The sequence below is a fragment of the Pseudomonas sp. 22490 genome (genome assembly GCF_052044465.1).
Taxonomy (GTDB): Bacteria; Pseudomonadota; Gammaproteobacteria; order Pseudomonadales; family Pseudomonadaceae; genus Pseudomonas; species Pseudomonas aeruginosa.
On record NZ_JBQENS010000001.1, the window covers coordinates 419,048 to 443,880 of the forward strand.

At 66.0% G+C, this 24,833-nt stretch carries 24 protein-coding genes; 11 read left to right on the forward strand and 13 right to left on the reverse strand.

Features of this window, described 5'->3' with window-relative positions; translation table 11 throughout:
* Position 1: 1 nt before the first annotated feature.
* The 4 genes from cbrA to dksA form a co-directional block, all read right to left on the reverse strand.
* A complete protein-coding gene (gene cbrA / locus ACTJJX_RS01855; protein ID WP_003095132.1) occupies positions 2-2,953 on the reverse strand; it encodes a two-component system sensor histidine kinase CbrA in 2,952 nt (983 codons plus the stop codon).
* The gene (locus tag ACTJJX_RS01860) at positions 2,937-3,113 is read right to left on the reverse strand and encodes a hypothetical protein (protein ID WP_003095129.1); all 177 of its coding nucleotides are present in this window, start codon (positions 3,111-3,113) and stop codon (positions 2,937-2,939) included. Before ACTJJX_RS01860 ends, cbrA begins: the two co-directional genes overlap by 17 nt.
* Before the next feature lie 69 nt (positions 3,114-3,182).
* Entirely contained in the window at positions 3,183-4,064 is an 882-nt protein-coding gene (gene gluQRS, locus ACTJJX_RS01865) for a tRNA glutamyl-Q(34) synthetase GluQRS (RefSeq protein ID WP_016852162.1), read from the reverse strand.
* Between the two features lie 67 nt (positions 4,065-4,131).
* Complete coding sequence (dksA, locus tag ACTJJX_RS01870; RefSeq protein WP_003095122.1) at positions 4,132-4,578, reverse strand: RNA polymerase-binding protein DksA; 447 nt, start codon at positions 4,576-4,578, stop codon at positions 4,132-4,134.
* A gap of 192 nt (positions 4,579-4,770) precedes the next feature.
* On the opposite strand from dksA, the gene ACTJJX_RS01875 reads away from it, so the two are divergent.
* Together ACTJJX_RS01875 and sfsA are read left to right on the forward strand one after the other, a co-directional pair.
* Entirely contained in the window at positions 4,771-5,943 is a 1,173-nt protein-coding gene (locus ACTJJX_RS01875; protein WP_003113459.1) for a pyridoxal phosphate-dependent aminotransferase, read from the forward strand.
* A complete protein-coding gene (sfsA, locus tag ACTJJX_RS01880) occupies positions 5,943-6,650 on the forward strand; it encodes a DNA/RNA nuclease SfsA (protein ID WP_003100180.1) in 708 nt (235 codons plus the stop codon). The genes ACTJJX_RS01875 and sfsA overlap by 1 nt, the downstream gene beginning before the upstream one ends.
* Positions 6,651-6,681: 31 nt before the next feature.
* Here the strand turns inward: sfsA and trmA are convergent, their stop codons facing one another.
* Positions 6,682-7,773 (reverse strand): tRNA (uridine(54)-C5)-methyltransferase TrmA, encoded by a 1,092-nt coding sequence (gene trmA / locus ACTJJX_RS01885; protein ID WP_003116071.1) that lies wholly within the window; start codon positions 7,771-7,773, stop codon positions 6,682-6,684.
* On the reverse strand, positions 7,770-9,065 hold the full coding sequence (locus ACTJJX_RS01890; RefSeq protein ID WP_003095114.1) for an NCS2 family permease: 1,296 nt from the start codon (positions 9,063-9,065) through the stop codon (positions 7,770-7,772). Before ACTJJX_RS01890 ends, trmA begins: the two co-directional genes overlap by 4 nt.
* A 412-nt stretch (positions 9,066-9,477) precedes the next feature.
* On the opposite strand from ACTJJX_RS01890, the gene ACTJJX_RS01895 reads away from it, so the two are divergent.
* Positions 9,478-9,954, forward strand: a complete 477-nt coding sequence (locus ACTJJX_RS01895; protein ID WP_003100175.1) for a SecDF P1 head subdomain-containing protein — start codon at positions 9,478-9,480, stop codon at positions 9,952-9,954.
* Between the two features lie 21 nt (positions 9,955-9,975).
* Here ACTJJX_RS01895 and ypfJ read toward each other — a convergent pair whose 3' ends face one another.
* Both ypfJ and ACTJJX_RS01905 read right to left on the reverse strand, forming a co-directional pair.
* Positions 9,976-10,869, reverse strand: coding sequence for a KPN_02809 family neutral zinc metallopeptidase (gene ypfJ, locus ACTJJX_RS01900; protein ID WP_003095112.1), 894 nt, complete (start codon positions 10,867-10,869; stop codon positions 9,976-9,978).
* Between the two features lie 67 nt (positions 10,870-10,936).
* Entirely contained in the window at positions 10,937-11,764 is an 828-nt protein-coding gene (locus ACTJJX_RS01905) for a PhzF family phenazine biosynthesis protein (protein ID WP_440781862.1), read from the reverse strand.
* 169 nt (positions 11,765-11,933) lie between these two features.
* On the opposite strand from ACTJJX_RS01905, the gene alaC reads away from it, so the two are divergent.
* Positions 11,934-13,169, forward strand: coding sequence for an alanine transaminase (gene alaC, locus ACTJJX_RS01910; RefSeq protein WP_003100170.1), 1,236 nt, complete (start codon positions 11,934-11,936; stop codon positions 13,167-13,169).
* A 58-nt stretch (positions 13,170-13,227) separates the two neighbouring features.
* Here the strand turns inward: alaC and ACTJJX_RS01915 are convergent, their stop codons facing one another.
* A complete protein-coding gene (locus ACTJJX_RS01915; protein WP_003095106.1) occupies positions 13,228-13,677 on the reverse strand; it encodes a DUF411 domain-containing protein in 450 nt (149 codons plus the stop codon).
* A gap of 248 nt (positions 13,678-13,925) precedes the next feature.
* On the opposite strand from ACTJJX_RS01915, the gene ACTJJX_RS01920 reads away from it, so the two are divergent.
* Entirely contained in the window at positions 13,926-14,375 is a 450-nt protein-coding gene (locus ACTJJX_RS01920; RefSeq protein ID WP_003095105.1) for a DUF4345 family protein, read from the forward strand.
* Positions 14,376-14,378: 3 nt separating this feature from the next.
* On the opposite strand, the gene ACTJJX_RS01925 is transcribed toward ACTJJX_RS01920, so the two are convergent.
* The 3 genes from ACTJJX_RS01925 to phuR form a co-directional block, all read right to left on the reverse strand.
* Positions 14,379-14,891: a DUF4136 domain-containing protein gene (locus ACTJJX_RS01925; RefSeq protein ID WP_003100166.1), complete on the reverse strand. Its 513-nt coding sequence runs from the start codon at positions 14,889-14,891 to the stop codon at positions 14,379-14,381.
* An 80-nt stretch (positions 14,892-14,971) separates the two neighbouring features.
* Positions 14,972-15,319: a Rieske (2Fe-2S) protein gene (locus ACTJJX_RS01930; protein WP_003121065.1), complete on the reverse strand. Its 348-nt coding sequence runs from the start codon at positions 15,317-15,319 to the stop codon at positions 14,972-14,974.
* A gap of 102 nt (positions 15,320-15,421) precedes the next feature.
* On the reverse strand, positions 15,422-17,716 hold the full coding sequence (gene phuR, locus ACTJJX_RS01935; protein WP_016852161.1) for a heme/hemoglobin uptake receptor PhuR: 2,295 nt from the start codon (positions 17,714-17,716) through the stop codon (positions 15,422-15,424).
* Positions 17,717-17,896: 180 nt separating this feature from the next.
* Between phuR and ACTJJX_RS01940 the strand changes: the two genes are divergently transcribed.
* The 6 genes from ACTJJX_RS01940 (at position 17,897) to ACTJJX_RS01965 (ending at position 23,826) form a co-directional block, all read left to right on the forward strand.
* Positions 17,897-18,961 carry a hemin-degrading factor gene (locus ACTJJX_RS01940; RefSeq protein WP_016852160.1) on the forward strand — a complete coding sequence of 355 codons (1,065 nt, stop codon included), beginning with the start codon at positions 17,897-17,899 and terminating at the stop codon, positions 18,959-18,961.
* Between the two features lie 9 nt (positions 18,962-18,970).
* Positions 18,971-19,864, forward strand: a complete 894-nt coding sequence (locus tag ACTJJX_RS01945; RefSeq protein WP_003095100.1) for a hemin ABC transporter substrate-binding protein — start codon at positions 18,971-18,973, stop codon at positions 19,862-19,864.
* Between the two features lie 50 nt (positions 19,865-19,914).
* Positions 19,915-20,898 carry a FecCD family ABC transporter permease gene (locus ACTJJX_RS01950; RefSeq protein WP_003121063.1) on the forward strand — a complete coding sequence of 328 codons (984 nt, stop codon included), beginning with the start codon at positions 19,915-19,917 and terminating at the stop codon, positions 20,896-20,898.
* Positions 20,898-21,665: a heme ABC transporter ATP-binding protein gene (locus ACTJJX_RS01955; RefSeq protein WP_003095098.1), complete on the forward strand. Its 768-nt coding sequence runs from the start codon at positions 20,898-20,900 to the stop codon at positions 21,663-21,665. The genes ACTJJX_RS01950 and ACTJJX_RS01955 overlap by 1 nt, the downstream gene beginning before the upstream one ends.
* 10 nt (positions 21,666-21,675) lie before the next feature.
* Positions 21,676-22,563, forward strand: a complete 888-nt coding sequence (locus tag ACTJJX_RS01960) for a ChaN family lipoprotein (RefSeq protein WP_003141664.1) — start codon at positions 21,676-21,678, stop codon at positions 22,561-22,563.
* Between the two features lie 579 nt (positions 22,564-23,142).
* Positions 23,143-23,826: a hypothetical protein gene (locus ACTJJX_RS01965; protein ID WP_143978178.1), complete on the forward strand. Its 684-nt coding sequence runs from the start codon at positions 23,143-23,145 to the stop codon at positions 23,824-23,826.
* A gap of 113 nt (positions 23,827-23,939) precedes the next feature.
* Here ACTJJX_RS01965 and ACTJJX_RS01970 read toward each other — a convergent pair whose 3' ends face one another.
* Complete coding sequence (locus ACTJJX_RS01970) at positions 23,940-24,770, reverse strand: hypothetical protein (protein WP_003157545.1); 831 nt, start codon at positions 24,768-24,770, stop codon at positions 23,940-23,942.
* Between the last annotated feature and the right edge of the window lie 63 nt (positions 24,771-24,833).

The following is a 24,833-nucleotide window of genomic DNA, read 5'->3' on the forward strand; positions in this document are numbered from 1 at the left end:
TCTACAGCTCGGCCGTCGGGCCAGGGTGCCGCGGCAGGGTCACGCGGAAGCGGGTGCCGCCTTCTCGCTGGTGATCCGTCGGGCTCTCGATGGTTATCTGTCCATAATGCTCTTCCACGATCGAATAGACCAGTGCGAGGCCGAGCCCGGTCCCCTTGCCGGGGTCCTTGGTGGTGAAGAACGGTTCGAACAACTGGTCCATGATCGCCTTCGGAATGCCGCTGCCCTCGTCCTCGACGACCAGGTCCACGGTATGTTCCGAGGCTTCGCTGCGGACCCGGATCGCGCCGCCCGGCGGGCTGGCGTCGCGAGCATTGGAGAGCAGGTTGATCAGCACCTGGGCCAGGCGCTGCGAGTCTCCCTCGACCCAGTGCGCCGGATCGCAGAGGTTGAAGAACTCTACTTCGACGCTACGCCGGTTCAGCGACAGCAGTCCGATGGCCTCCTGGGCGACTTCGCTCAGGCACACCGGTTCCAGGGCCTGCAGGTGGCTGCCGGAGTGGGCGAAGCTCATCAACGACTGGACGATGCGCGATACGCGCTTGGTCTGGTCGAGGATCTGCTCGCTGATTTCGGTCAGCTCGCCATCGCCTTCGCGTTCCTCGCGCAGGTTCTGCGCCAGGCAGGCGATGCCGGTGATCGGATTGCCGATCTCGTGGGCCACCCCGGCGGCAAGGCGGCCGATGGAAGCCAGGCGCTCGGAGTGGACCAGCTTGTCTTCCAACAGTTGGGTTTCGGTGAGGTCTTCCACCAGTAGCACCAGGCCGCTGTTGCCCGGCGCCAGGGGTTCCTCGATGGCCGCCTTGTGCAGGTTCAGCCAGCGGGTGTGGCCGTCGTAGACCAGGCGCTGCTTGTGCAGGTGCTCGTCGGGGGCGTCGATGAAACGTTCCAGCAGGCCCTTCCAGGGTTCGGGCAAGGCCGACAGGCGCGAACCGACGACCTTCTGCGCGCCGACCCCGGTGAGTTCCTCGATGGCGCGGTTCCACATCAGCACTTCCTGGTCCTTGGCCAGGGAGCAGACGCCCATCGGCAGGTCTTGCAGGGTCTGCCGGTGGTAGCGGCGCAAGGTGTCGAGTTCGGCAGCCAGGCCAGTCAGCCGGGAGTGATAGTCCTCCAGGCGGCTCTCGATGAAGTGGATGTCCTCGGTGACGTAGCTTTCTTCGCTGGTCTTGTAGGGAAGGAAGGTCTCCACGATGTCCTGGGCGACACTGGGTCCCATCAGCCCGGAAAGGTTCGCCTCGATGCGGTCGCGCAAGCGACGCAGGGCATAGGGGCGACGTTCGTCGAAGGGCAGGTGGAGATCGCGCAGGGCCTGCTCGACCTCCTTCTGCGCGGTCTTGGCGCCCAGCGGCTTGGCCAACTGGCTGGCGAACTCCTGCGGCGAACCGGCGAACAGTTCGCGGCGTTGCGGACGGCGTACGTTGTCCACCGCGCAGGCCTCGGCGGCGCCTTTTTCCTCGTCGCTGGCCTCGGTGAACAGCGACACCAGGGTGAATACCAGCACGTTGGCCGCCAGCGAGGACAGCGCCGCCAGGTGCCAGTTCGAATCGTCCAGCACGTAGATCACGTCGAACAGCGGCAGGTACAGGCCCTGTACGTTCCCCATCAGGGGCAGCAGCATGGTGATCGCCCAGACCAGCATGCCGGCGATCAGCCCGGAGATGAAGCCACGGCGGTTGGCGGTCGGCCAGTACAGCACCGAGAGGGCGCCGGGAAGGAATTGCAGGGTGGCGACGAAGGACACTATGCCCAGGTTGGAGAGGTCCTGTTCGGCGCCCAGCAGCAGGTAGAAGGCGTAGCTGGCCATGATGATGGCGACGATCAGCAGGCGCCGGGTCCATTTCAGCCAGCGGTAGATGTTGCCCTGCGCCGGCGGCTGGTAGAGCGGCAGCACCAGGTGGTTGAGGACCATTCCCGAGAGCGCCAGGGTCATCACGATAGTCAGCCCGCTGGCGGCGGAGATGCCGCCGATGAAGGCGGCCAGGGCCAGGGCCGGGCTGTCCACCGCCAGGCCGAGGCCGATGGTGTAGTACTCCGGTGTGGTCGAGGCGCCGAGGCGCAGCCCGGCCCAGAGGATCGGCGGTACCGCCAGGCTCATCAGCAGCAGGAACAGCGGCAGGCCCCAACTGGCGGAAATCAGCGCGCGCGGGTTGAGGTTCTCGGTGAAGATCATGTGGAACATGTGCGGCATCACGATGGCCGCGGCGAAGAACACCAGCAGCAGCGTTCGCCATGGACCTTCGGCCAGCGGCGTGTGCAGGGTGGTCAGCGCGGTCTGGTTCTGCAGCAGCCAGACTTCCAGGCCTTCCGGCCCGCCGAAGACGCCGTACAGGGCGTAGAGGCCGATACTGCCGAGCATCACCAGCTTGACCAGCGACTCGAAGGCGATGGCGAACACCAGTCCCTCGTGGCGTTCGCGGGTGGCGATGTGGCGAGCGCCGAAGAGGATCGCGAACAGGGTGATCAGGGTGCAGAAGACGAACGCGACCCGCTCCTGGGCCGGGTCGCGGGTGAGAATGCTGATCGAATCGGTGACCGCCTGGATCTGCAGGGCCAGCATCGGCAGCACGCCGATCAGCATGAACAGCGTGGTCAGGGCGCCGGCCCAGGTACTGCGGAAACGGAAGGCGAAGAGGTCGGCCAGCGAGGACAGCTGGTAGGCGCGTGTCACCCGGAGGATCGGATAGAGCAGCACCGGGGCGAGCAGGAAGGCCCCGGAAATCCCCAGGTAGATGGCGAGGAACCCGTAGCCGTACTGGTAGGCCAGGCCTACCGTGCCGTAGAACGCCCAGGCACTGGCGTAGACGCCCAGCGACAGGGTGTAGACCAGCGGGTGGCGTACCAGCCGGCGCGGCACGTAGCCGCGCTCGGTGATCCAGGCGATGCCGAAGAGGGTGGAGAGGTAGGCGACGCTGATCAGGATCAGCTGGGTCAGGCTAAAGCTCGTCAGCATCGCGCTGGCTCTGCAGGATGAAAGTGACCACGATGAGGATCAGCCACAGCAGGTACGGGCGGTACCAGGCGCCGTTGGGGTCGATCCACCAGTCCATGATGGCGGGGGAAAAGAGATAGATGCCCACGACCAGGAGCAGGACCAGTCGGTAGATGTACATGCCGCTTCCCTCATGCTTGGGCCGGCAGGCTACAGGCTGCGGGTGGGTGCCGGCAAGCCGCCGGGCGGGCTACAGGCGTTCCTCGGGAAGGGTAGCGCAGCGCGGGATGCGCGTGGCGTCCCAGTGCGTGACGCCCCAGGCCAGCGCCTCGCTGGCGCTGGCCTGGGCCAGTTCGGCCGGCGGCCGCTGGCCGAGCGCGCGCAGGGCGCGGGTCAGCGGCGCGGCGGCCTGCTCGGCGGGCAGTGGCGGGGAGCGGTAGGACTTGCCGAGCTTGTGCCCGTCCGGCTGGACGATCAGCGGCACGTGCAGGTAGCGCGGCTGGCTCAACCCCAGCAATTCCTGGAGGTAAAGCTGGCGCGGGGTCGAGTCGAGCAGGTCGGCGCCGCGGACGATGTCGGTGATGCCCTGCCAGGCGTCGTCCAGCACCACCGCCAGTTGGTAGGCGTAGAAGCCATCGCGGCGCTGGATGACGAAATCGCCGACCTCGCGGCCGAGATGCTGGCGGACTTCGCCCTGCACGCGGTCGACGAAGCGATATTCCAGCTCCGGCACGCGCAGGCGGATCGCCGCATCCTCGCGGGCGTGCCCGGCATCGCGGCAGAAGCCCGGGTAGATCCCGGCGAATCCCTCAAGCTGCTTGCGCGAGCAACTGCAGGCGTAGGCCAGGCCGCTGCGCAGCAGTTGCTCGACCACTGCGGCGTAGGCCGGGAAGCGTTCGCTCTGCCGCTCCACCGCGCCGTCCCATTCGAAGCCGTAGCGCTCCAGGGTTTCCAGGATCGCCTGCTGGGCGCCCGGGACTTCGCGGGGCGGGTCGAGGTCCTCCATGCGCACCAGCCAGCGGCCGCCGACGGCACGCGCGTCCAGGTAGGAGGCGACGGCCGCCACCAGGGAACCGAAGTGCAGGTAGCCGCTGGGCGTCGGGGCGAAGCGGCCTACATAGGAAGAGGTCATGGCGCGGGCGGTGCGGCGGGGAACGGCGGAAACGAAACGGGGCGCCTTGGCGCCCCGTCGGTCCGGCTCAGGAGCCGAGTTGCTTCTCGCGGATTTCCGCGAGGGTCTTGCAGTCGATGCAGAGGGTCGCGGTGGGGCGCGCCTCCAGGCGACGGATGCCGATCTCGACGCCGCAGGAGTCGCACCAGCCGTACTCTTCGTCTTCGATCAGTTGCAGGGTCTCGTCGATCTTCTTGATCAGCTTGCGCTCGCGGTCGCGGGCGCGCAGTTCCAGGCTGAATTCTTCTTCCTGGCTGGCGCGGTCGGCCGGATCGGGGAAGTTGGCCGCTTCGTCCTGCATGTGATGCACGGTACGGTCGACTTCTTCCATCAGCTCCTGTTTCCATTTGTTCAGGATCGCGGTGAAGTGCGCGCGCATGCGCTCGCTCATGTACTCCTCGCCCTTGGTTTCCTGATAGGGTTCGAAGCCGCGGGTCATCTGCTGGCTGCTCTGTTGTTTTGCTTTGGTGGACATGAATGGCCGCCTCTCACTTTCGCTAATCCTGTCCGCGGCAGGGTTCCCTCGCCGGCTCTCCGGCCCCGCGGTCGCAAGCGGGCGAACTTACCAGAACGATAACCTTGGCGCTACTCCCGGTTGTCGAGGCTGGTGTCGCCCGCGTAATGGCTTGGTTAGAATCGGTTTTTCCTCGCAAAGTTCGGAATATCCATGGCTACCTCCTATAGCGCGCGCAGTCGGGCCATCGAGCCTTTCCATGTCATGGCCCTGCTGGCGCGGGCCAACGAGTTGCAGGCCGCCGGCCACGATGTGATCCACCTGGAGATCGGCGAGCCGGACTTCACCACGGCCGAGCCGATCGTCGAGGCCGGGCGCGCCGCCCTGGCCGCCGGGCATACCCGCTACACCGCCGCCCGCGGCCTGCCGGCGCTGCGCGAGGCGATCGCGAAATTCTACGGCGAACGCTACGGGGTCGACCTCGACCCACAGCGCGTGCTGGTCACTCCGGGCGGTTCCGGAGCCCTGCTGCTGGCCAGCAGCTTGCTGGTTGACCCCGGCCGCCACTGGTTGCTCGCCGACCCGGGCTACCCGTGCAACAGGCATTTCCTGCGCCTGGTGGAAGGCGCCGCGCAACTGGTGCCGGTGGGGCCGGACAGCCGTTACCAACTGACACCGGATCTCATCGAGCGGCACTGGGATTCAGACAGTGTAGGCGCTCTGGTGGCGACGCCGGCGAATCCGACCGGGACCCTGCTCGATCGCGACGAACTGGCCGGCCTGTCGGGCGCCTTGAAGGCCCGCGGCGGGCACCTGGTGGTGGACGAGATCTATCACGGGCTGACCTATGGCGTGGACGCCGCGTCGGTGCTGGAAGTCGACGACGACGCTTTCGTCCTGAATAGTTTTTCCAAGTATTTCGGCATGACCGGCTGGCGCCTGGGCTGGCTGGTGGCGCCGACAGCGGCGGTGCCTGAACTGGAGAAGCTGGCGCAGAACCTCTACATCAGCGCGCCGAGCATGGCCCAGCAGGCCGCGCTGGCCTGTTTCGAGCCGACCACCATCGCCATTCTCGAAGAGCGTCGCGAAGAGTTCGCCCGCCGTCGCGACTTCCTCCTGCCGGCCCTGCGCGAGCTGGGTTTCGGAATCGCCGTGGAGCCGGAAGGCGCCTTCTATCTCTACGCCGATATCAGCGCGTTCGGCGGCGATGCCTACGCCTTCTGCAAGCACTTCATCGAGACCGAGCACGTGGCCTTCACTCCGGGGCTGGATTTCGGCCGCCACCAGGCCGGCCACCACGTGCGTTTCGCCTATACCCAGAACCTGCCGCGCCTGCAGGAAGCGGTGGAGCGGATCGCCCGCGGCCTGAAGAACTGGCGGCCCTGATGCGTTTCGAGCAGCCACTGGAAGAAGGCCGCCTGCTGCGTCGCTACAAGCGTTTCCTCGCCGATATCGAGAGCGCCGGCGGCGAGCGCCTGACCATCCACTGTCCGAATACCGGTTCGATGCTCAATTGCATGAGCGAAGGTTGCCGGGTCTGGTTCAGCCGCTCCAACGACCCCAAGCGCAAGCTGCCGGGGACCTGGGAGCTGAGCGAGACTCCGCAGGGCCGCCTGGCCTGCGTCAACACGGCGCGGGCCAACCGCCTGGTAGAGGAGGCGCTGCTGGCCGGGGACATCGCGGAGCTTGCCGGTTTCACCGCTCTGCGCCGGGAAGTGGCCTACGGCGTGGAGAACAGTCGCGCCGACTTTCGCCTGGAATACCCCACGGGCGCACTGTTCATCGAGGTGAAGAGCGTCACCCTGGGCTTCGACGAAACCGCCGTGGCGGCCTTTCCCGACGCGGTGACGCTGCGCGGCGCCAAGCACCTGCGCGAACTGGCGGCGCTGGCGCGGGAGGGGATCCGCGCGGTGCAGCTGTACTGCGTGAACCTTTCCGGGGTCGAGGCGGTGCGCCCCGCCGACGAGATCGATCCAGCCTATGGCAAGGCGTTGCGCGAGGCGGCGCAAGCGGGCGTCGAGGTGCTGGCCTATGGCGCCGAGGTGACGACGGAAGGATTGCACCTGGCGCGGCGCCTCCCGGTGCGACTCTGAGGCACGGCCGCGCCGTGGGGCGCGGCCACTCTCAGCGGCGTTCGAGCAGGACGCCGCTTTCCATGTGGTGGGTGTAGGGGAACTGGTCGAACAGCGCGCAGCGGCTGATCCGGTGCGTGTCGTGCAGTTGGGCGATGTTCTGCGCCAGGGTTTCCGGGTTGCACGAAATGTACAGGATGCGCTCGAAGCGTCGGGCCAGCTCGCAGGTGTCCGGATCCATGCCGGCTCGTGGCGGATCGACGAAGACACTGCCGAAGGCGTAGCTCTTCAGGTCGATGTCGGCCAGGCGGCGGAACGGGCGAACCTCGTTCAGCGCCTGGGTCAGCTCTTCGGCCGACAGGCGCACCAGGCTGACGTTGTCCACCGCGTTGTCGGCCAGGTTGGCCAGCGCCGCATTGACCGAGGACTTGCTGATCTCGGTGGCCAGCACCTTGCGTACCCGGGTGGCCAGGGGCAGGGTGAAGTTGCCGTTGCCGCAGTACAGTTCGAGCAGGTCGTCGTCGCGCTGGCCGAGCGCCTCGTAGGCCCAGCCGAGCATCTTCTGGTTGACCTCGCCGTTGGGCTGGGTGAAAGCCCCCTCGGGCTGGCGGTAGCGGAAGCGCCGGCCGGCGACCGACAGTTCCTCCTCCACATAGTCGCGTCCGACGACGATGCGCTTGCCGCGCGAACGCCCCACCAGGTTCACGCCCAGTTCCGCCGCGAGCTTTTCCGCTGCCTGTCGCCAAGCGTCGTCGATTGGCCGGTGGTAGCAGAGGGTGATCAGCGCGTCGCCGGCCAGGGTGGTGAGAAACTCCACCTGGAACAGCTTGAAGCCCAGCGCCGGGTCGGCCCAGGCCGCCTTCAGGCGCGGCATCAGTTCGTTGATGCGGCGGCTGGCGATGGGGAAATCCTCGATCAGGATCGGCGTGTGCTTGTCGCCCTGCTCGAACATCGCGTAGTGACGCTTCTCGTTGCCGGTTTCCCGCCACAGGCGGAATTCGGCGCGCAGCCGGTAATGTTCGCGCGGCGACTCGAAGACCTCCGGCGCGGGTGCCGCGAACGGGGCCAGCAATCCGGCGAGGCGGGACTTCTTGTCTTCCAGTTGCGCGGCGTAGGCGCTGGGGTCGAACTGTGGACGGCTCATGCGTTGAAGAAGCCCAGCTTGATCACGAACAGCACGGAGAGGATCACCAGCGCCGGGTTCAGTTCGCGCCAGCGCCCGGACAGCACCTTGATCGCGGTCCAGGAAATGAAGCCGAAGGCGATGCCGGTAGCGATCGAATAGGTGAACGGCATGGCCAGCGCGGTGACGACCACCGGCGCGGCGACGGTGATGTCTTCCCAGTCGATCTCTGCCAGGCCCGAGGCCATCAGTACGGCGACGAAGAGCAGCGCCGGGGCGGTGGCGAAGGCCGGTACGCTGCCGGCCAGCGGGGCGAAGAACAGCGCGAGGAGGAACAGGATGGCGACGACGATGGCGGTCAGGCCGGTGCGGCCGCCGGCGCTGACGCCCGCGGCGGACTCGATGTAGCTGGTGGTGGTCGAGGTGCCCAGCAGCGAGCCGCCCATGGCGGCGGTACTGTCGGCGATCAGCGCGCGGCCCATCTTCGGCATGTGGCCGTCCTTGCCCATCAGTCCGGCGCGCTTGGCGACGCCGATCAGGGTGCCGGAGTTGTCGAACAGGTCGACGAAGAGGAAGGCGAAGATCACGCTGACCAGACCGATGTCCAGCGCGCCCTTGATGTCCAGTTGGAGGAAGGTCGGCGCCAGCGACGGCGGCATCGAGACCACGCCGCCGAACTGTGTCACGCCGAGCAGGATGGCGATGGCGGTGACCACCAGGATACCGATCAGCACCGCGCCGGTGACGCTACGCGCCTCCAGGGCGACGATCAGGATGAAGCCGAGGGTGGCGAGGATCGGTGCCGGCTTGGTCAGGTCGCCCATGCCGATCAGGGTTGCCGGGTTGTCCACCACGATGCCCGCGTTCTGCAGGGCAATCAGTGCGAGGAACAGGCCGATGCCGGCGGCGATCGCCGAGCGCAGCGGCAGGGGGATGCTGTTGATGATCCATTCGCGGATGCGAAAGATCGACAGCAGGAAGAACATGGTGGCGGAAATGAACACTGCGCCCAGCGCGACCTGCCAGCTGTGGCCCATGTGCAGCACCACGGTGTAGGTGAAGAAGGCGTTGAGGCCCATGCCGGGGGCCAGGGCGATCGGGTAGTTGGCGATCAGGCCCATGATGGTCGAGCCGATGGCCGCTGCCAGGCAGGTGGCGACGAACACCGCGCCCTTGTCCATGCCGGTCTCGCCGAGGATGCTCGGGTTGACGAAGAGGATGTAGGCCATGGTCAGGAAGGTGGTGATCCCCGCCAGGATCTCGGTGCGCACCGTGGTGTTGTGCGCCTTTAATTGAAACAGCTTTTCCAGCATGTTGGATTCCCCTGAATGTGCTCTGCAACGATCCCCATGGCGCCAGCAGAAGTGGCCGGCCGCGGAGCCGGCCGCCGACCAGGGAAAACCGAATTTCCGCGTGGCGGGCGTTGCATCGCTGTCTCGTCGGCGCGGTATCGCGAACGATCCCGGCAGACGGCTGAGTCCCGAAAATGCGCGAGCCGCATGAAACGACCCACGCACGCCAGGGGCCTCGCGGCGGCCTGCGTGGGGTTCATACGGCTCGAAAAGGCGCGCATCATACCAGTTCGCGGGAGAGGGGTGAATTTCCGCCAGTCTAGTCGATCGTCGCCTCGCGGAAGGGCCTGCTCGCCCGCCCGGCGCGGGCGGCGTTAACATAGGCGTTGGCGTCCGGACGGACGCTCCGCCCAGTTTTCTGCAGTACCTCATCATGAAACGCTCGAAACTCGCACTCCTTCCGCTGGGCCTGGCGCTGCTGCTGGCCGCCTGCGCCAGCGATCCGCTGCCGATCCCGCAGCACAGCTTCGGGGTCTATGCCACCGCCAGCACGCCTTCCGCGGCGTTCCGCACCCTGGCCGACCCGCAGGGCAAGGCCATGCTGGTGGCGCTGAAGCCCAGCCTGACCCAGGCTGACGTACTCCGCGCCGAGGTCCTGTACGACCAGAACGGTCGACCCGGCGTCGAAGTCACCTTCACCGAACCGGCCGCCCGCCGCCTGGCCGCGCTGACCGGCGAGGCCCGGGGGCGCACTCTCGCGGTACTGGTGGACGGGCGCCTGCGCCTGGCGCCGCGGGTGCGCGAGCCGATCCGCAACGGCAAGGTCTATCTCGACGGGTTGGCTTCGGTCTACGAGGCCAGGGAACTGGCCGATCAGTTGAATGCGCTGGGAAGCCAGCCGGGGCGCTAAGCGCCCGGCTGGCGGCGAGGCTCAGAGCGTCTGGGCCTTGAAGGTATCGCAACTGGCCGGCGAGCCGCTCTCGAAGCCGGTCTTGAACCAGCGCATGCGTTGCGCCGAGGAGCCATGGGTGAAGGAATCCGGCACCACCATGCCGCGGCCCTGGCGTTGCAGGCGATCGTCGCCGATGGCGTTGGCGGCGTTCAGGGCTTCCTCGATGTCGCCCGGCTCCAGCCAGTTCAGCCGCTGCTGTGCACGGTTGGCCCAGACCCCGGCGAAGCAGTCCGCCTGCAGTTCCTGGCGTACCGACAGGCCGTTGGCGCCCTCCATGCGCGCGCCGCGCTGGCGGGCTGCGTTGATCTTGGCCGAGATGCCCATCAGGTTCTGCACGTGGTGGCCGACCTCGTGGGCGATCACATAGGCCTGGGCGAAGTCGCCGGCGGCGGAGAAGCGCTGTTCCATCTCGCGGAAGAACTCCAGGTCGAGGTAGACCCGGCGGTCGGCCGGACAGTAGAACGGCCCGGTGGCCGACGAGGCGAAGCCGCAGGCGGAATTCACCCCATTGCTGAACAGCACCAGCTTGGGCTGTTGGTATTGTGCCTGGCCGCTGGCGAAGATCTGTTCCCAGGTGTCCTCGGTGTCGCCGAGGATCGAGCGGACGAACTCGCTCTGCTCGTCATTGGCCGCCGGGGCCCGACCGCCGGCCTGCTGCTGGGTGGCCGGCGCCGGGCTGTCCATCTGGCCGAGCAGCGACCCGAGGATCTGCATCGGGTCCTGGCCCATCAGCAGGCCGACCACCACCACGATGGCCACCCCACCCAGGCTGAGGCCCTTGCCGCCGATGCGCATGCCGCCACCGCCGCCTGCGCCTCCTTCGCCCCGGGCATCAATCACGTTGTCACTGCGTCGTCCTTTGCGCCAGAGCATGGCGGTTCTCCTGTACGTTTCGCTTCTTCAGTGTTGTCGTCGTCCGCCGCCAGCGCCACCCCGACCGTCAGGCCGAGGTCAGCAGCTCGGCGCGGGCGAGCAGTTGGACGTGGCCGCCGACCCTTACGCTACCGTCTGTCGCGACCTGGACGTCGAGTCGGCTCGGCCGGTCGAGGAAGCGTCCCTGGTGCAGGACGAAGGGTTCGCCGCGCGCGGCAAGCCCGTATTNAGCGCTGCCGGTAGCCACGTCTTCCACCAGCCCCAGGTTGTCCCAGGTGCGGCCCTCGCGCCCGTCGACGTCGAGCAGATAGACAAACGCCGCGCCGAGTTTATCCAGGGCTTCTTGCAAATCGTTGACCTGACGGGCTCGACCCAGTGCCTCGGCGGTCACCGGCAGGAGCAGGTAGGGCAGGCCGGTGCTCACCACCCGCGGCGGATGCCCGGACAGGTCGTTGGCCGATAGCGAGAAGGCTTCGGCGAACCAGCGGCAGGTCCCGGCGTCCGGGGTGGCGCCGAATTCGGCGCGGCCCTGGTCCATCTCGGCGTAGAAACCGCTGCCCGCCCGCACGCTGCGCAGGGCCACCGACTTGCTGGCCAGGTGCAGCGTCCAGTGCTGTTCGTTGTCGCCGCCGCGCAGGTGATGGAGCAGGGCGGCGGCGCCGAGCAGCGGGTGGCCCGCGAACGGCAGTTCTTCCTCCAGGGTGAAGATCCGTGCGCGGAAGGCCCGTGGGTCGTCGCCCGGCAGCAGGAAGATCGACTCGAACTGGCGCAGTTCGCGGGTCCAGGCCTGCATGGCGGCGTCATCGAGGGCGCTGGCGTCGTCGAATACGGCCAGACCGTTGCCGGTGAGCGGACGCTCGGCGAACACATCGAGTTGCCAGTAGCGTCGGGACATGGGCCTTTTCCTGTGAAATGGAATGAAAAACGCGAGGGGGGACTCGACAAGCAGCCTATCGGCCTTTATGTTCGCCGACAAGAAAGCGCCTGGCTGGCGCTTTCCAGGCCGCCGCAGCGGTCGGCGTCGCTCGGACGGTTCCGGGCGCTTACGTTACTCCGAGGACAGCATGGCTGAATCACGCCCTGCGCGCCGTTTCGCGCGCATCGACCGCCTTCCCCCCTACGTTTTCAATATCACCGCCGAACTGAAGATGGCCGCTCGTCGCCGTGGCGAGGACATCATCGACCTGAGCATGGGCAATCCCGACGGGCCGACCCCGCCGCATATCGTCGAGAAGCTCTGCACCGTCGCCCAGCGCGAAGACACCCATGGCTACTCCACCTCGCGTGGCATCCCGCGCCTGCGCCGGGCCATCTCGCACTGGTACCGTGACCGCTACGACGTGCAGATCGACCCGGAAAGCGAAGCCATCGTCACCATCGGCTCCAAGGAAGGCCTGGCGCACCTGATGCTGGCGACCCTCGACCATGGCGACACCATCCTCGTGCCCAACCCGAGCTATCCGATCCACATCTACGGTGCGGTGATCGCCGGCGCCCAGGTGCGCTCGGTGCCGCTGGTGCCGGGCATCGATTTCTTCAACGAGCTGGAACGGGCGATCCGCGAATCGATTCCCAAGCCGCGCATGATGATTCTCGGTTTCCCCTCCAACCCTACCGCGCAGTGCGTCGAGCTGGACTTCTTCGAGCGCGTGGTGGCGCTGGCCAAGCAGTACGACGTGATGGTCGTGCACGACCTGGCCTATGCAGACATCGTCTACGACGGCTGGAAAGCGCCGTCAATCATGCAGGTACCGGGTGCCAAGGATATCGCCGTGGAGTTCTTCACCCTGTCGAAGAGCTACAACATGGCCGGCTGGCGGATCGGCTTCATGGTCGGCAATCCCGAGCTGGTCTCGGCCCTGGCGCGGATCAAGAGCTACCACGACTACGGCACCTTCACGCCCCTGCAGGTGGCGGCCATTGCCGCTCTGGAAGGCGACCAGCAGTGCGTCCGCGATATCGCCCGGCAGTACCAGCAGCGCCGCGACGTCCTGGTGAAGGGGCTGCGCGAGGCCGGCTGGATGGTGGAGAACCCGAAGGCCTCGATGTACGTCTGGGCGAAGATCCCCGAGCCCTACGCGCATCTGGGCTCGCTGGAGTTCGCCAAGAAGCTGTTGCAGGACGCCAAGGTCTCGGTGTCGCCGGGGATCGGCTTCGGCGACTACGGCGACGATCATGTGCGTTTCGCCCTGATCGAGAACCGCGACCGCCTGCGCCAGGCGGTGCGCGGGATCAAGGCGATGTTCCGCGCCGACGGGCTGCTGTCGCCGCAGAGGAAGGTCGATAGCCTGGCGGAGTGATCCTCACGTCCTGCTACAAGGAAAAACGCCGTTTTCCCTGGGGAAAACGGCGTTTTCGTTAGCGTCCCGGGTACTCCGCCAGTACCGAGGCCTGGCCGCTCCTGGTCAGGCCGACGACCTGGTAGGCGTCCTGGCGGTCGCCCATTTCCATGCCCGGCGAGCCGACCGGCATGCCCGGTACGGCGGCGCCGACCAGGTCGGCGCGTTCGCGCAGCTTGAGGATGTCGGCTGCCGGCACGTGGCCTTCGACGAACTTGCCGTCGATCACTCCGGTATGACAGGAGCCCATGCTGTAGGGCACGCCGAGACGGCTCTTGACTGCGCTCATGTCTGCTTCCACATGGTCGGTGACCTTGAAACCGTTGGCTTCGAGGTGCTTGATCCAGTCCTTGCAGCAGCCGCAGTTGGCGTCGCGGTGGACGTCGATGGCCAGCGGTTCGGCGGCCTGGACCAGGGAACCGTGGAGCAGGGTGGCGGCCAGGACGGCCAGGGGTGCGAAGCGGCGCATGGGATTCTCCTTGCTGCGAGCGAATGCCGGGAGCATACCGCTGGCACCCGCCGCCACCCAGCCGGTGAGCTGTATCCACTTATGACGAAGCGATGCGCTGCCCGCCGCGCCGGGTTGCCGTTGGGCAGGGACGGATTGTCGCAGCGAACTCGTCGGCGCGGTTTGGGTCTGCTGTCCTTAGGGTTGCCGGGGCGTTCGCCGCCGGTGTCGAACTGACCGCTGGGGCAACAGGCCCGAGGAGAAAGGGGATGCTCTTCGCCCGTTTGGTTTTGCTGGTTCAGGCGCTGGTATGGGGCGCGCTGGGAGTGCTGTACTGGGTGCGTCCCTACGAGATGGCCAATCTCAGTGGCATGCTGCTGATGGAGCCTTCGGCGGTCAGCGATGCGCGGGTGTTCTATGGCGGCCATCAGTTCGCCCTGGCGTTGTTCCTGCTGTTCGCCCTGCGCCGGGCTTCGCTGGTGCAGCCGGCGTTGATCCTGGTAGTGCTGCTGCAATCGATCCTGACCCTGTCGCGGCTATTGATTGCCTGGATCGAGGGCGGGATGGAGGCCGACGGCAACCTGTTCGGCCTGCTGTTCCGCGGCGCAATGGCTGCCCTGGGGATCGCCGCCCTGTGGTGGCTGCAACGGCGGCCGCCCCGGCTGTCGGCACCCGGCGAGAGCGCCGAGCGTCGCGAGGACGACTTCGACGGCCTGTGACATTCAAGGTTGACTGCGGCTCGGGAAGTCCTTCAGCAACTGCGCGACGCCGCGGTCGAACGCTTCCTGGGTCAGCGCCGGATCGTGCAGTTGGCGGCTCAGCACGCTTTCCAGAAGGACCCTGCCGTTGCTTTCGTCAAGGATGCGCAGCGCCAGCCTGGCCTCGGTGTCTTCGGTCAGTTGGGTCTGGGTGAAGACGCCATCCTGAGTGATCACCGGGCGCATTTCCAGGCCCGGCTGGCGTTGCAGGCCGAGGGCGTAGATCACCCGCAGGTCGCCGTGTTCCGCGTGGTAGCGATAGCCCTTGGCCTCCAGGGCGCGGCGCACGGCCGTATCGAAACGCTCCTCGAAGTCGATGCGGTGCCCCTCGGCGCGTACCGCCTGGATGAAGAAAGTCCGGTAATCCGCCGCTGTTACGCCAGGGGCGAGCCGTACGGGGCCCGGTTCATTGCGGCAGGCATAGAGCAGCAGGCCGAACAGGAGCAGCAGGACGAAGCGCAGGCTGAATCGGCGCATGGCGCGTTCCTTCCTCTTTTTTATCTTTGTGCCGCAAGCCTAGCCGTTGCTTCGCGGCTTGCCGCCCATCCCCCGTTGGGTCAGTCGTCCAGCTCCACCCAGAGGCCTTCGGCGTCTTCCCGGCAGGGCAGGGCGCGCAAGCGCTCGCCAGCGCAGGGGCCGGCGACGCACTCGCCGGACTCGATGAGGAACAGCGCGCCGTGGCTGGCGCAACGGATCAGGCTGGCGCTGTCGTCGAGGAAGGCATCGGGCTGCCACTCCAACGGGATGCCGCGATGCGGGCAGCGGTTCAGGTAGATGTAGGCGCGGCCGTCGCGACGCACCGCGAACAGCCGCCGCTCATCGACGAGGAAGCCGCGGCTGTTGCCTTCGGCGAGATGGGAAGAGGGACACAGGTGGATCATGGGCGCTCCGTTTGCCGGGATCATTATCCCTGATCCGGAGGACGGCTTTCACCTGTGGCATGGAAAGCGCCCGGCATGGCCAGGCGCTGGGTATGGGGGCACTTCCGTGTGCGAAGGGGTAACGGGTCAGATGTCCCAGACCAGGTTGACCGCGAAATTGCGGCCTGGCTGGGACAGTCGGTCGATGTTGGCCGGGGCCAGCGCCGAAGCCTCGCCGACGCTGTCGTAGCCGCGCACGTCATCCCACAGCCAGTATTTCTTGTCGGTCAGGTTGTAGAGACCGGCGTTGAGGGTCAGGTCCTTGCTCAGCCTGTAGTAGGCGCTGAGGTCGAGGACGCCGAAGCCCGGGGTCTTGAACTGGCTGGCGGTGCCATCCGGGGTGTGGAAGGTGCTGTCGTCGACGCGATCCTTGCGTTTGACCAGGGTCCAGCTGAGCAGCCCGCCGTAGTTGCCGTCTGCTTCGTCGTAGCCCAGGCCGAACACTCCGGTGAGTGGGTTGACGCTGTTGATCGGCTCGCCGTTGTCCTTGTTGCGACCGTAGGCGTAGGCCACGCTGCCCTGGGTGTAGAGTCCCTGCGGCGCGCCGAAGGCGCCCAGCTCCAGGCGGCCCTTGAGCTCGACGCCCTTGATCACCGCCCGCTCGATGTTGTTGGACTGGAAGGTCTGGCCGTTGCCGCCGGTGCTATCGGTATTCAGGGCGTCTTCGTCGATGAAGTCGCGATATTTGTTGTAGAACACCGCTACGCCGAAGCTGCCTTCGTCGAACTTGCCGCGCAACCCGGTCTCGAAGCTCTGGCTCTTTTCCGGCTTGAGGTTGGGGTTAGGCTCGATGTGGTAGCCCGCCTGCAGGTTCTCGAATCGACCGTACAGCGCCTTGGCGGTGGGCGTGCGGAAGCCCTGGGCGTATTGGCCGTACCAGGTGTAGTGCTGGGCGAAGTCGTAGGTCACGCCGAACTTGGGCGAAACCCGGTGCCATTTCTTGTCCGACTCGTCGACCGCGGTGTTCTGGCTCTGCTTCATGGTGCGCAGGAACTCGTCGGTGATGTGCGGCTCCATGCGCGTGTAGTCGTAACGCAGGCCGGGAGTGAAGGTCCAGTCGTTCCAGCTGATGCTGTCCTGGGCGAACAGGGCGTAGGTCTTCACCGTCGGATCGGGAAAGTCGCTGCTGCGTTCCAGGGCATCGCGCGGGCTGTCCGCGCCGGTGTCCAGGTTGGTGCCGGTGCCGCTGCGCATGCCGGTGACCTTCTGGTGCTTGAGATTGATCCCGTAGCTCAGCAGGTGCTCGGTCTCGCCGATGGCGAAGCTCTTGTCCAACTGGCTGTCGAAGACCCACAGGCGTTCCTTGTAGGTAGTGTCGCGGGTACGCAGGACCTTGCGGGTGATCGGGTAGTAGAACTCGCGGGTCGCCTGGTCGGTCTTCGCCAACTGGTAGTTCAGGCTCCACTGGATGCGATCGGCGACCGGGCTGTCGAGCAGGAAATGGTGCTCCAGGCCGTAGCGCTCGCGAGTCAGGGTGTCGTTGCCCTTGCGCCACTGGTACATGCCGCCCGGCAGCATGCTCGGCGGGATGGCCGGCTTGCCCTTGTCGTACGGGCCGCCATAGGCGCTCTTCTGGTCGGTATCGACGTCGCTCTTGTACTTCTCGAAGACCAGCCCGAAGCGGCTGCCCTCGGCGTAGTTCCAGCCCAGCTTGCCGAGCAGGCTGTAGCTGTCGGCGTCTTCCGGGTTGGCTTCGCTGCGCGAGAGCCCGGTGCCGCCGTGGCCGCCGTTGGATTCGGTCTCGTGGCCCTGGCGGTAGCCATAATGCAGCAGGCCGTCGAAGTCGTCGGCGCGGCCGGCGACGGTGGCCGAGGTCAACCAGGAGTGGCTGGCCGACTCGTAGCCGGCCTTCAGCCGGGCGCCGACGTCCTTGCTGTCCTTGATGATGTCCGACGGGTCGAGGGTGAAGTAGCTCACCGCGCCGCCGATGGCGTTGCTGCCGTACAGCGCCGAGGCCGGGCCGCGAAGGATTTCCACGCGCTTTACGATGTCCGGATCGACGTAGTTGCGGTGGGTCTGCGCGTAGGGGCCGCTGAAGAAGTCGTTGGGCAGTTCGACCCCGTCGATCTGCGTAAGGATGCGGTTCCCGTCGATGCCGCGGATGTTGTAGCCGGTGATCCCGGCACGCTGGCCGGCGCCGCCGACCGAGACTCCCGGTTCGTAGCGCACCAGTTCCTTGATGTTGTTGACGTTCTGCCGGTCCAGTTGTTCGCGGGTCTGCACGCTGACGGTGCTTGGCACCGAATCCACTGCCTGCTCGGTACGGGTGGCGGTGATGGTGGTCGGGGTCAGCGGGACGGCGTTCCCCGCCAGGGCCAGGGAAGGGCTGAGCAACAGCAGGGCCAGGCAGGGGCGCAGGGCGAAGGGCGGGGAGAGCGGCATGTAGGACTCCTTGGGTCGGGCCGGTGGCGAATAGCCAGGGGGACGTCGGGCGCACAAGGTACTGCCAGAAAAACGCTAATGCAAATAATTATCAAATGGATTCAGATATGCGTTTTGTGGCAAAGTTCACCTGTTTTTGCGCGTAGCGCGACCGAACCGGATATGCCCGAGGAACCGTCGATGAGCAGCACTCCCAGCCTTTCCCATTCCCCTGCCGAGCTTTACCGCGCCTGGCAGGACCTGCGCGCCGAGCGACCGCAGCTACGCGCGCGCGACGCCGCCGCGCTGTTGCAGGTCAGCGAAGGCGAGCTGGTCGCCAGCCGGGTCGGCATCGATGCCGTGCGCCTGCGGCCGGACTGGGCCGCCTTGCTGCCGGCGCTCGGCGAACTGGGGCCGATCATGGCGCTGACCCGCAACGAGCATTGCGTCCACGAACGCAAGGGGCCGTATCGCGAAGTGACGGTCTCTGCCAATGGGCAGATGGGCCTGGTGGTCTCGCCGGATATCGACCTGCGCCTGTTCCTGGGGGGTTGGAACGCCGTCTTCGCCATTGCCGAGGAGACAGCGCGGGGTACCCAGCGCAGCATCCAGGTGTTCGACCAGCAGGGCGTGGCGGTGCACAAGGTGTTCCTTACCGAGGCCAGCGACGTCCGCGCCTGGGAACCGCTGGTCGAGCGCCTGCGGGCTGCCGAGCAGGATGCCGTGCTGGCGCTGCACGAACCCCGCGCACCGGCTGCGGCGCTCGTCGATGCGCAGATCGATGCCGCCGCCTTGCGCGAAGGCTGGGCCGCGTTGAAGGACACCCATCATTTCCACGCCCTGCTGAAGAAGCATGGCGCGCAGCGCACCCAGGCGCTGCGCCTGGCTGGCGGCGAATGGGCCGAGCGCCTGGATAATGGCGACCTGGCGAAACTCTTCGAAGCGGCGGCCGAAAGCGGGTTGCCGATCATGGTGTTCGTCGGCAACGCCCACTGCATCCAGATCCATACCGGGCCTGTGTGCAACCTGAAGTGGCTGGACGACTGGTTCAACGTGCTCGATCCGGAATTCAACCTGCACCTGAAGACCACCGGCATCGCCGAACTTTGGCGGGTGCGCAAGCCGAGCACCGATGGCATCGTAACCAGCTGGGAGGCCTTCGACGCCGACGGCGAACTGATCGTGCAACTGTTCGGCGCGCGCAAGCCCGGCGAGCCCGAGCGCGACGACTGGCGCGAACTGGCCGAATCCTTCAAGGCGCTCTGAGGAGAGATCATGCGTATCGATCGACTATTCAACGGGTTGGCGCTGGGCATCCTGCTCGGCACCGGCATGGCCCAGGCCGCCGAGCTGCCGCAACGCTGGGTGAGCGCGGGCGGCTCGCTGAGCGAATGGGTGGTGGCGCTGGGCGGCGAGAGCAAGCTGGTCGGGGTGGACACCACCAGCCAGCATCCGCAGGCGCTGAAACAGTTGCCGAGCGTCGGCTACCAGCGCCAACTGGCTGCCGAGGGCGTGCTGGCGTTACGTCCGGATATCCTCATCGGCACCGAGGAAATGGGGCCTCCGCCGGTACTCAAGCAGCTCGAAGGCGCCGGCGTGCGGGTCGAGACCCTCTCCGCCAAGCCGGATCTGGAGGCACTGGAAAGCAACCTGAAGAAGCTCGGCGACTGGCTCGGCGTGCCCCAGCGCGCCGAGGCCGCCGAACTTGACTATCGTCAGCGGCTGCGGCGCCAGGCGGACTGGATCGCGGCCGCGCAGAAGAGTCAGCCGGCCCCGGGCGTCCTGCTGGTGATCGGCAACGCCGGCGGTCAGTTGCTGGTAGCCGGGCGCAATACCGGCGGCGATTGGGTCCTGAACCGAGCCGGAGCACGCAACCTGGCTACCCATGAGGGTTACAAGCCGATCTCGGTGGAAGCCCTGGCAGCGCTCGATCCGGTCGCGGTGGTGATCGCCGACCGCAGCCTCGAAGGTGATGCGGCGCGTGCCGCGCTGCTCAAGCAGAACCCCGGGCTCGCCGCGACCCGCGCGGCGCGTGACGGACGTCTGCTGGTGCTTGACCCGACGCTCCTGGTGGGCGGCCTCGGTCCGCGTCTGCCGGATGGCCTGGCGGCTCTCTCCGCAGCCTTTTATCCTTCCGCGAAACCGCTGAGTACGGAAGCCGCCCATTGAAATCGGTTGTTCGCCCCCGCGCACTGTTCGGTGCGCTGGGGATTTCGCTCGTGTTGGTCCTCTGGTTGTCCCTCGCCCTCGGTCCCGTCAGCCTGCCGCTGGGCGATACCCTGCGCGCCGCGCTGCGCCTGGCCGGGCTGCCGCTCGATGGAACGGGCCTGGCCCAGGCGGAAATGATCCTCGGCCAGATCCGCCTGCCGCGGACCCTGCTCGGCCTGGCCGTGGGCGCGGTGCTGGCGCTGTCCGGGGTGGCGATGCAGGGCCTGTTCCGCAACCCGCTGGCCGATCCAGGGCTGGTCGGGGTGTCCAGCGGCGCGGCCCTCGGCGCGGCGCTGGCCATCGTGTTCGGCGCCTCGCTGGGTGGCTTGCCGGCGTTCCTCGCGCCTTACCTGCTGTCACTGTGCGCCTTCGGCGGCGGCCTGGGGGTGACCTGGCTGGTCTATCGACTTGGCCGCCGCGATGGCCAGACCAGCGTGGCCACCATGTTGCTGGCAGGGATCGCCTTGACCGCGCTGTCCGGCGCGGTGATCGGACTGTTTACCTATCTCGCCGATGACGCCACCTTGCGTACCCTGACCTTCTGGAACCTGGGCAGCCTGAACGGCGCCAGCTACCCACGACTCTGGCCGCTGCTGCTGGTGGCGCTGCTGGTGGCCTGCTGGCTACCGCGCCGGGCAGATGCGCTGAACGCACTGCTGCTCGGCGAGTCCGAGGCCCGTCACCTGGGCTTCGACGTCGAGCGATTGAAGGCCGAACTGGTGCTTTGCACTGCCCTTGGCGTCGGCGCCGCAGTGGCGGCGGCGGGGATGATCGGCTTCATCGGCCTGGTGGTGCCGCACCTGATCCGTCTGGTTGCCGGTCCGGATCATCGGACGTTGCTGCCGGCCTCGATGATGGCCGGCGCCATTCTCCTGCTGCTTGCCGACCTGCTGGCGCGCCTGGCGCTGGCTCCGGCGGAGTTGCCGATCGGCATCGTCACGGCACTGATCGGCGCGCCGTTCTTCCTTTATCTGCTATTGCGGGGGCGGGCCTGATGCTGCGCGTGGAGAACCTGTCCATCCGCCGTGGCGGAAAGACTGTACTGGAAGGCCTCGAACTGGAGCTGCGGCCTGGCGAGATGCTCGGCGTACTCGGCCCCAACGGCGCTGGCAAGAGCACCTTGCTTGGCGCTCTCTGTGGCGAACTGGAGCCGGCCGAAGGGCTGGTGCTGCTCGACGAGCGCGGCCTCGACGACTGGCCGGGCGTCGCTCGCGCGCAGCGCCTGGCGGTGCTGCCGCAGAGTTCGTCGCTGGGCTTCGCCTTTCCGGTGGAGGCGGTGGTCGGCTTCGGTCGGCTGCCCCATTCCAGCGGCCGCGAGCGCGATGTGCAGATCGTCGCCGAGGCCTTGGCGGCGGCCGACGCCAGCCATCTGGCCGGGCGCAGCTACCTGGCGCTGTCCGGCGGCGAACGCCAGCGCGTGCACCTGGCGCGGGTGCTGGCGCAGCTGTGGCCGGGCGAGCCGGGGCAGGTGCTGCTGCTCGACGAACCGACCTCGGCGCTCGACCCGCTGCACCAGCACACTACCCTGCAGGCGGTGCATGATTTCGCCCGCCGCGGTGCCTCGGTGCTGGTGATCCTCCACGATCTCAACCTGGCCGCGCGCTATTGCGACCGCCTGCTGCTGTTGCAGAATGGTCGCCCGCACCTGCTCGGTACGCCCGAGGAAGTCCTGCGCCCCGAGCCGTTGCGCGCGGTGTTCGGCCTCGAGGTCCTGGTCCAGCGTCATCCCGAGCGAGGTCATCCGCTGATCGTCGCCCGTTGAAGGAGTCGCCATGCGCATTCGCCTGTTCGCTTTCTGTCTGCTGCTGGGCGGCTGCCAGTCCCAACTGCCGCCGCTGCCTGATTGGCAGAGCCCGGAAGGGCGCGACGATCCGCAGACGGGACGAATCGTCGAATTGCGCAGCGGCGTGACGCTGAGCCCGCAGCAACTGGTCGCACGCCTGGCGGCCGCGCCGCGAGTGATCGTCGGCGAGAAGCACGACAATCCCGATCATCATGCCGTGGAACTGTGGCTGGCGCAGGCCCTGGGCGAATATCGGGCGCAGGGCAGCCTGCTGCTGGAAATGCTCGATCCCGGCCAGCAACCACGGGTGGATGCGGTCCGCGCACAACTCGGGACCGGCAAGCCGGTGGCGAACCTGGAGCAGGCCCTGGACTGGCAGAAAGGTTGGGACTGGACGCAGTACGGACCCCTGGTGTCCTGGGCGGTTGCGCAACCCGCGCCGTTGCTGGCGGCGAACCTCCAGCGGAGCGAGATCATGCGCATCTACAGGGAGCGTCCGCCGCTTCCCGGAACGGCCTCCAGGCGTGACAGCGTGCGCCTGCCGCTGCTTGCGCAGATTCGCGAATCCCACTGCGGCATGCTTCCCGACGATCAATTGCCGGCGATGCTCGCCGTCCAGCAGCAACGTGACCGCCGTATGGCCGAGCGTTTTCGCGATGCGCCACTGCCGGCGATGCTCGTCGCCGGCAGCTTCCACGCCCGACGCGACCTCGGCGTACCGGTCCACCTGCGCGACCTTGGTGCGGAGAAGGGTGCGCAGGTACTGATGCTGGTCGAGGCCGGGCAGGCGGTAACGACGCGTGAGGCCGACTACGCCTGGTACACGCCGGCACAGCCGGACAAGGACTATTGCGCGGAGATGAAGAAGGCACGTTGAAGGAAGGGCGCGAGGCCTGGAGCCGTGTATCGCGCTACGTTTTCGCGGGCAAAAAAAGACCCGGCAAAGTGCCGGGTCGAAACCGTGATTAGCCTGATGAGGAGATAATCTGAAGAGTCCGACTGCTTGGTCTCTCAGCTTACCTGCTGGCCTCGCGACCAGTTGTTGTAATAATAACTATTCTCATTATCAGGTCAAGCCGGTTCTCATTCATTCCATCGCCAGCCGATGAACGGTCGTCTCCGGCCGAATCGCAGGCAAAACCGGATAGGTGAACTATTGCTTGAGGAAGGATGAACTATTGCCCTGCTGAAGGGGTGTGTAGGGGAGCCAACAAGCAGTAAGGGAGGGCTGCACAGGGTCACGATCAAGGTGCTCCCGCACGGGGGGCGCTGAGGGGATAGGATCATTTTTGCATGCTAGCCACTCCTCCTCAAACCGTGCGGGTGCTTTCTGCTGCACCGCTGTCTGCCAGGGGGCTTATGGGTTTGAATTCTCGGCGGTGCTGAGCGCTCGCAAGGAGGGTGCCCTATCTGTATCGTCCTTTCCTGCTAGCACTGACAGAGCGACGACATCGACATGCAGGAATACATCGAATCATTTCGGCGGGCTATGGACCGGACCAGCGCGCTTACAAGGGGGATGTCGAACTACCCACTCGACATTGACCCAGCACTGTTCATTGATCTGCCAGCAGTGGTCTCTGCCATCGCGCAGGACTTTTCGGAGTTCCTTCCGCACACTGACGTGCTGCCGGGTATGTGCTTCCGAGTGGCTCGGGAGCTGTCCTATGTCCTGTTTGAGCAGGGTGTCCGGCATACCGTTACGGTCGGCGATGTGGAGCTGGTGGATGGCTTTTATGTCGGCGTGACCGTGGATCAGCTCTTGCAGGATGTGGCGGATGGCTACCAGCTCGACTTCAAGGATGGACGGCCCGTGGGCAAGCCAATCCATGCCCATGCCTGGATCACCTTGGAGAACGGCTGTGTCATTGATGCCACTGTTCTCGCGTCTCAGCATCGTAAAAGCCCGAGCGCCAAAGAGCTGCTGTCTTTTGAGGAAGCTGTCTATTACACCGGGAAGCCGGGCACTCCAGTCATCCGGCACATACCAATGATGACTGGCCTCGTGTACCACCAGAAGGTTCTGGTCGCGCTTGTTGATGGCGATCTCCAGAGCTACTGCCACTGGGCCGAGGACTACGGCAAGTTGATGAGCCGGCTTGATCTGCTGCGGCTGGTGCCAGCTCTTACTGCCCGTTGATCATCAGTGCTAACTGGTCAGTTGAATTTGTAACGAAATCAAATGGCTCACTGATCCCTTGCCCTGGCCAGTTCAAAGCTATGGATGGGATCGTGAGCCTGCGGTCGGTGCTGCTATTCTGAGAGTGAGGTGTAAGCACCGTCCTTGAGCCTGTAGACGATGTTTTCTGTTGGCGTGGGCTTACTGCCATACCCCGAGTAATCGGTCCCCGTGCGTACAACCAGAAGGTCAGGCATTTTGGCGTTTTTGCTCGGGGCTACATGAATTGTTCCGGTGTAAGACCAGCAGGCTGGCATGTCAGGGATGGTATCGTCGCAGGTTCCCTCATTGTTGCCGCTAGTATTGATAATCCCTAGGGATGTCCAATGCACGCCGTCGAAGGCGATGAGCTGCTCGCCCTCGTAAGCCGTCCCTTGACCGCTTTCGAAGGTGGGAACCAACAGGGCAGTGCTGGTGTTGCTCAACTCCAGTTGGCCGACCTTCTCAGGTACTGTAGCGTCACCCCAGTTTCCTGCCTCTGTGAATGGGCTGCTTTGACGCGATACGATTTCCCAGTCGTTGCCGATTTTCTTGTAGGTGATTGCGCTGACTGATGCTCCAGCTGCATGGGACTCGTAGGGCTTGCCAGTTTGTGGGTCAATTTCGCGTAGCTTAACGAAAGCAACGTGATAGTCGGTGCCGGCATGTTTGAACGGCTGCTGGAACCATACGCTGGCAACAAACTCTGCTGAGGGATTGGCGAAGTAGCCAATTTGGCCTGCCTTTACGCGCTGCTCGGTGCTGCTCCCGATCTTGCCGGTGAGATCCCGTAAGACATCTTCATCCTGAATCACCAGCAAAGCTGGAGCGGCATTGCCAGAGTAGGTCGCTGCGGCGGACGCCTGCCCAGCACTGGCGAGAAGGCCAGCGGCTATGACTGCTACGGCAATCAGGCTCTTGCTCATACTGATTCGTTCCTTTGTGCTCATGGATAGTCCCTTAATGCATGCTTTTTTGTGCAGCGACCT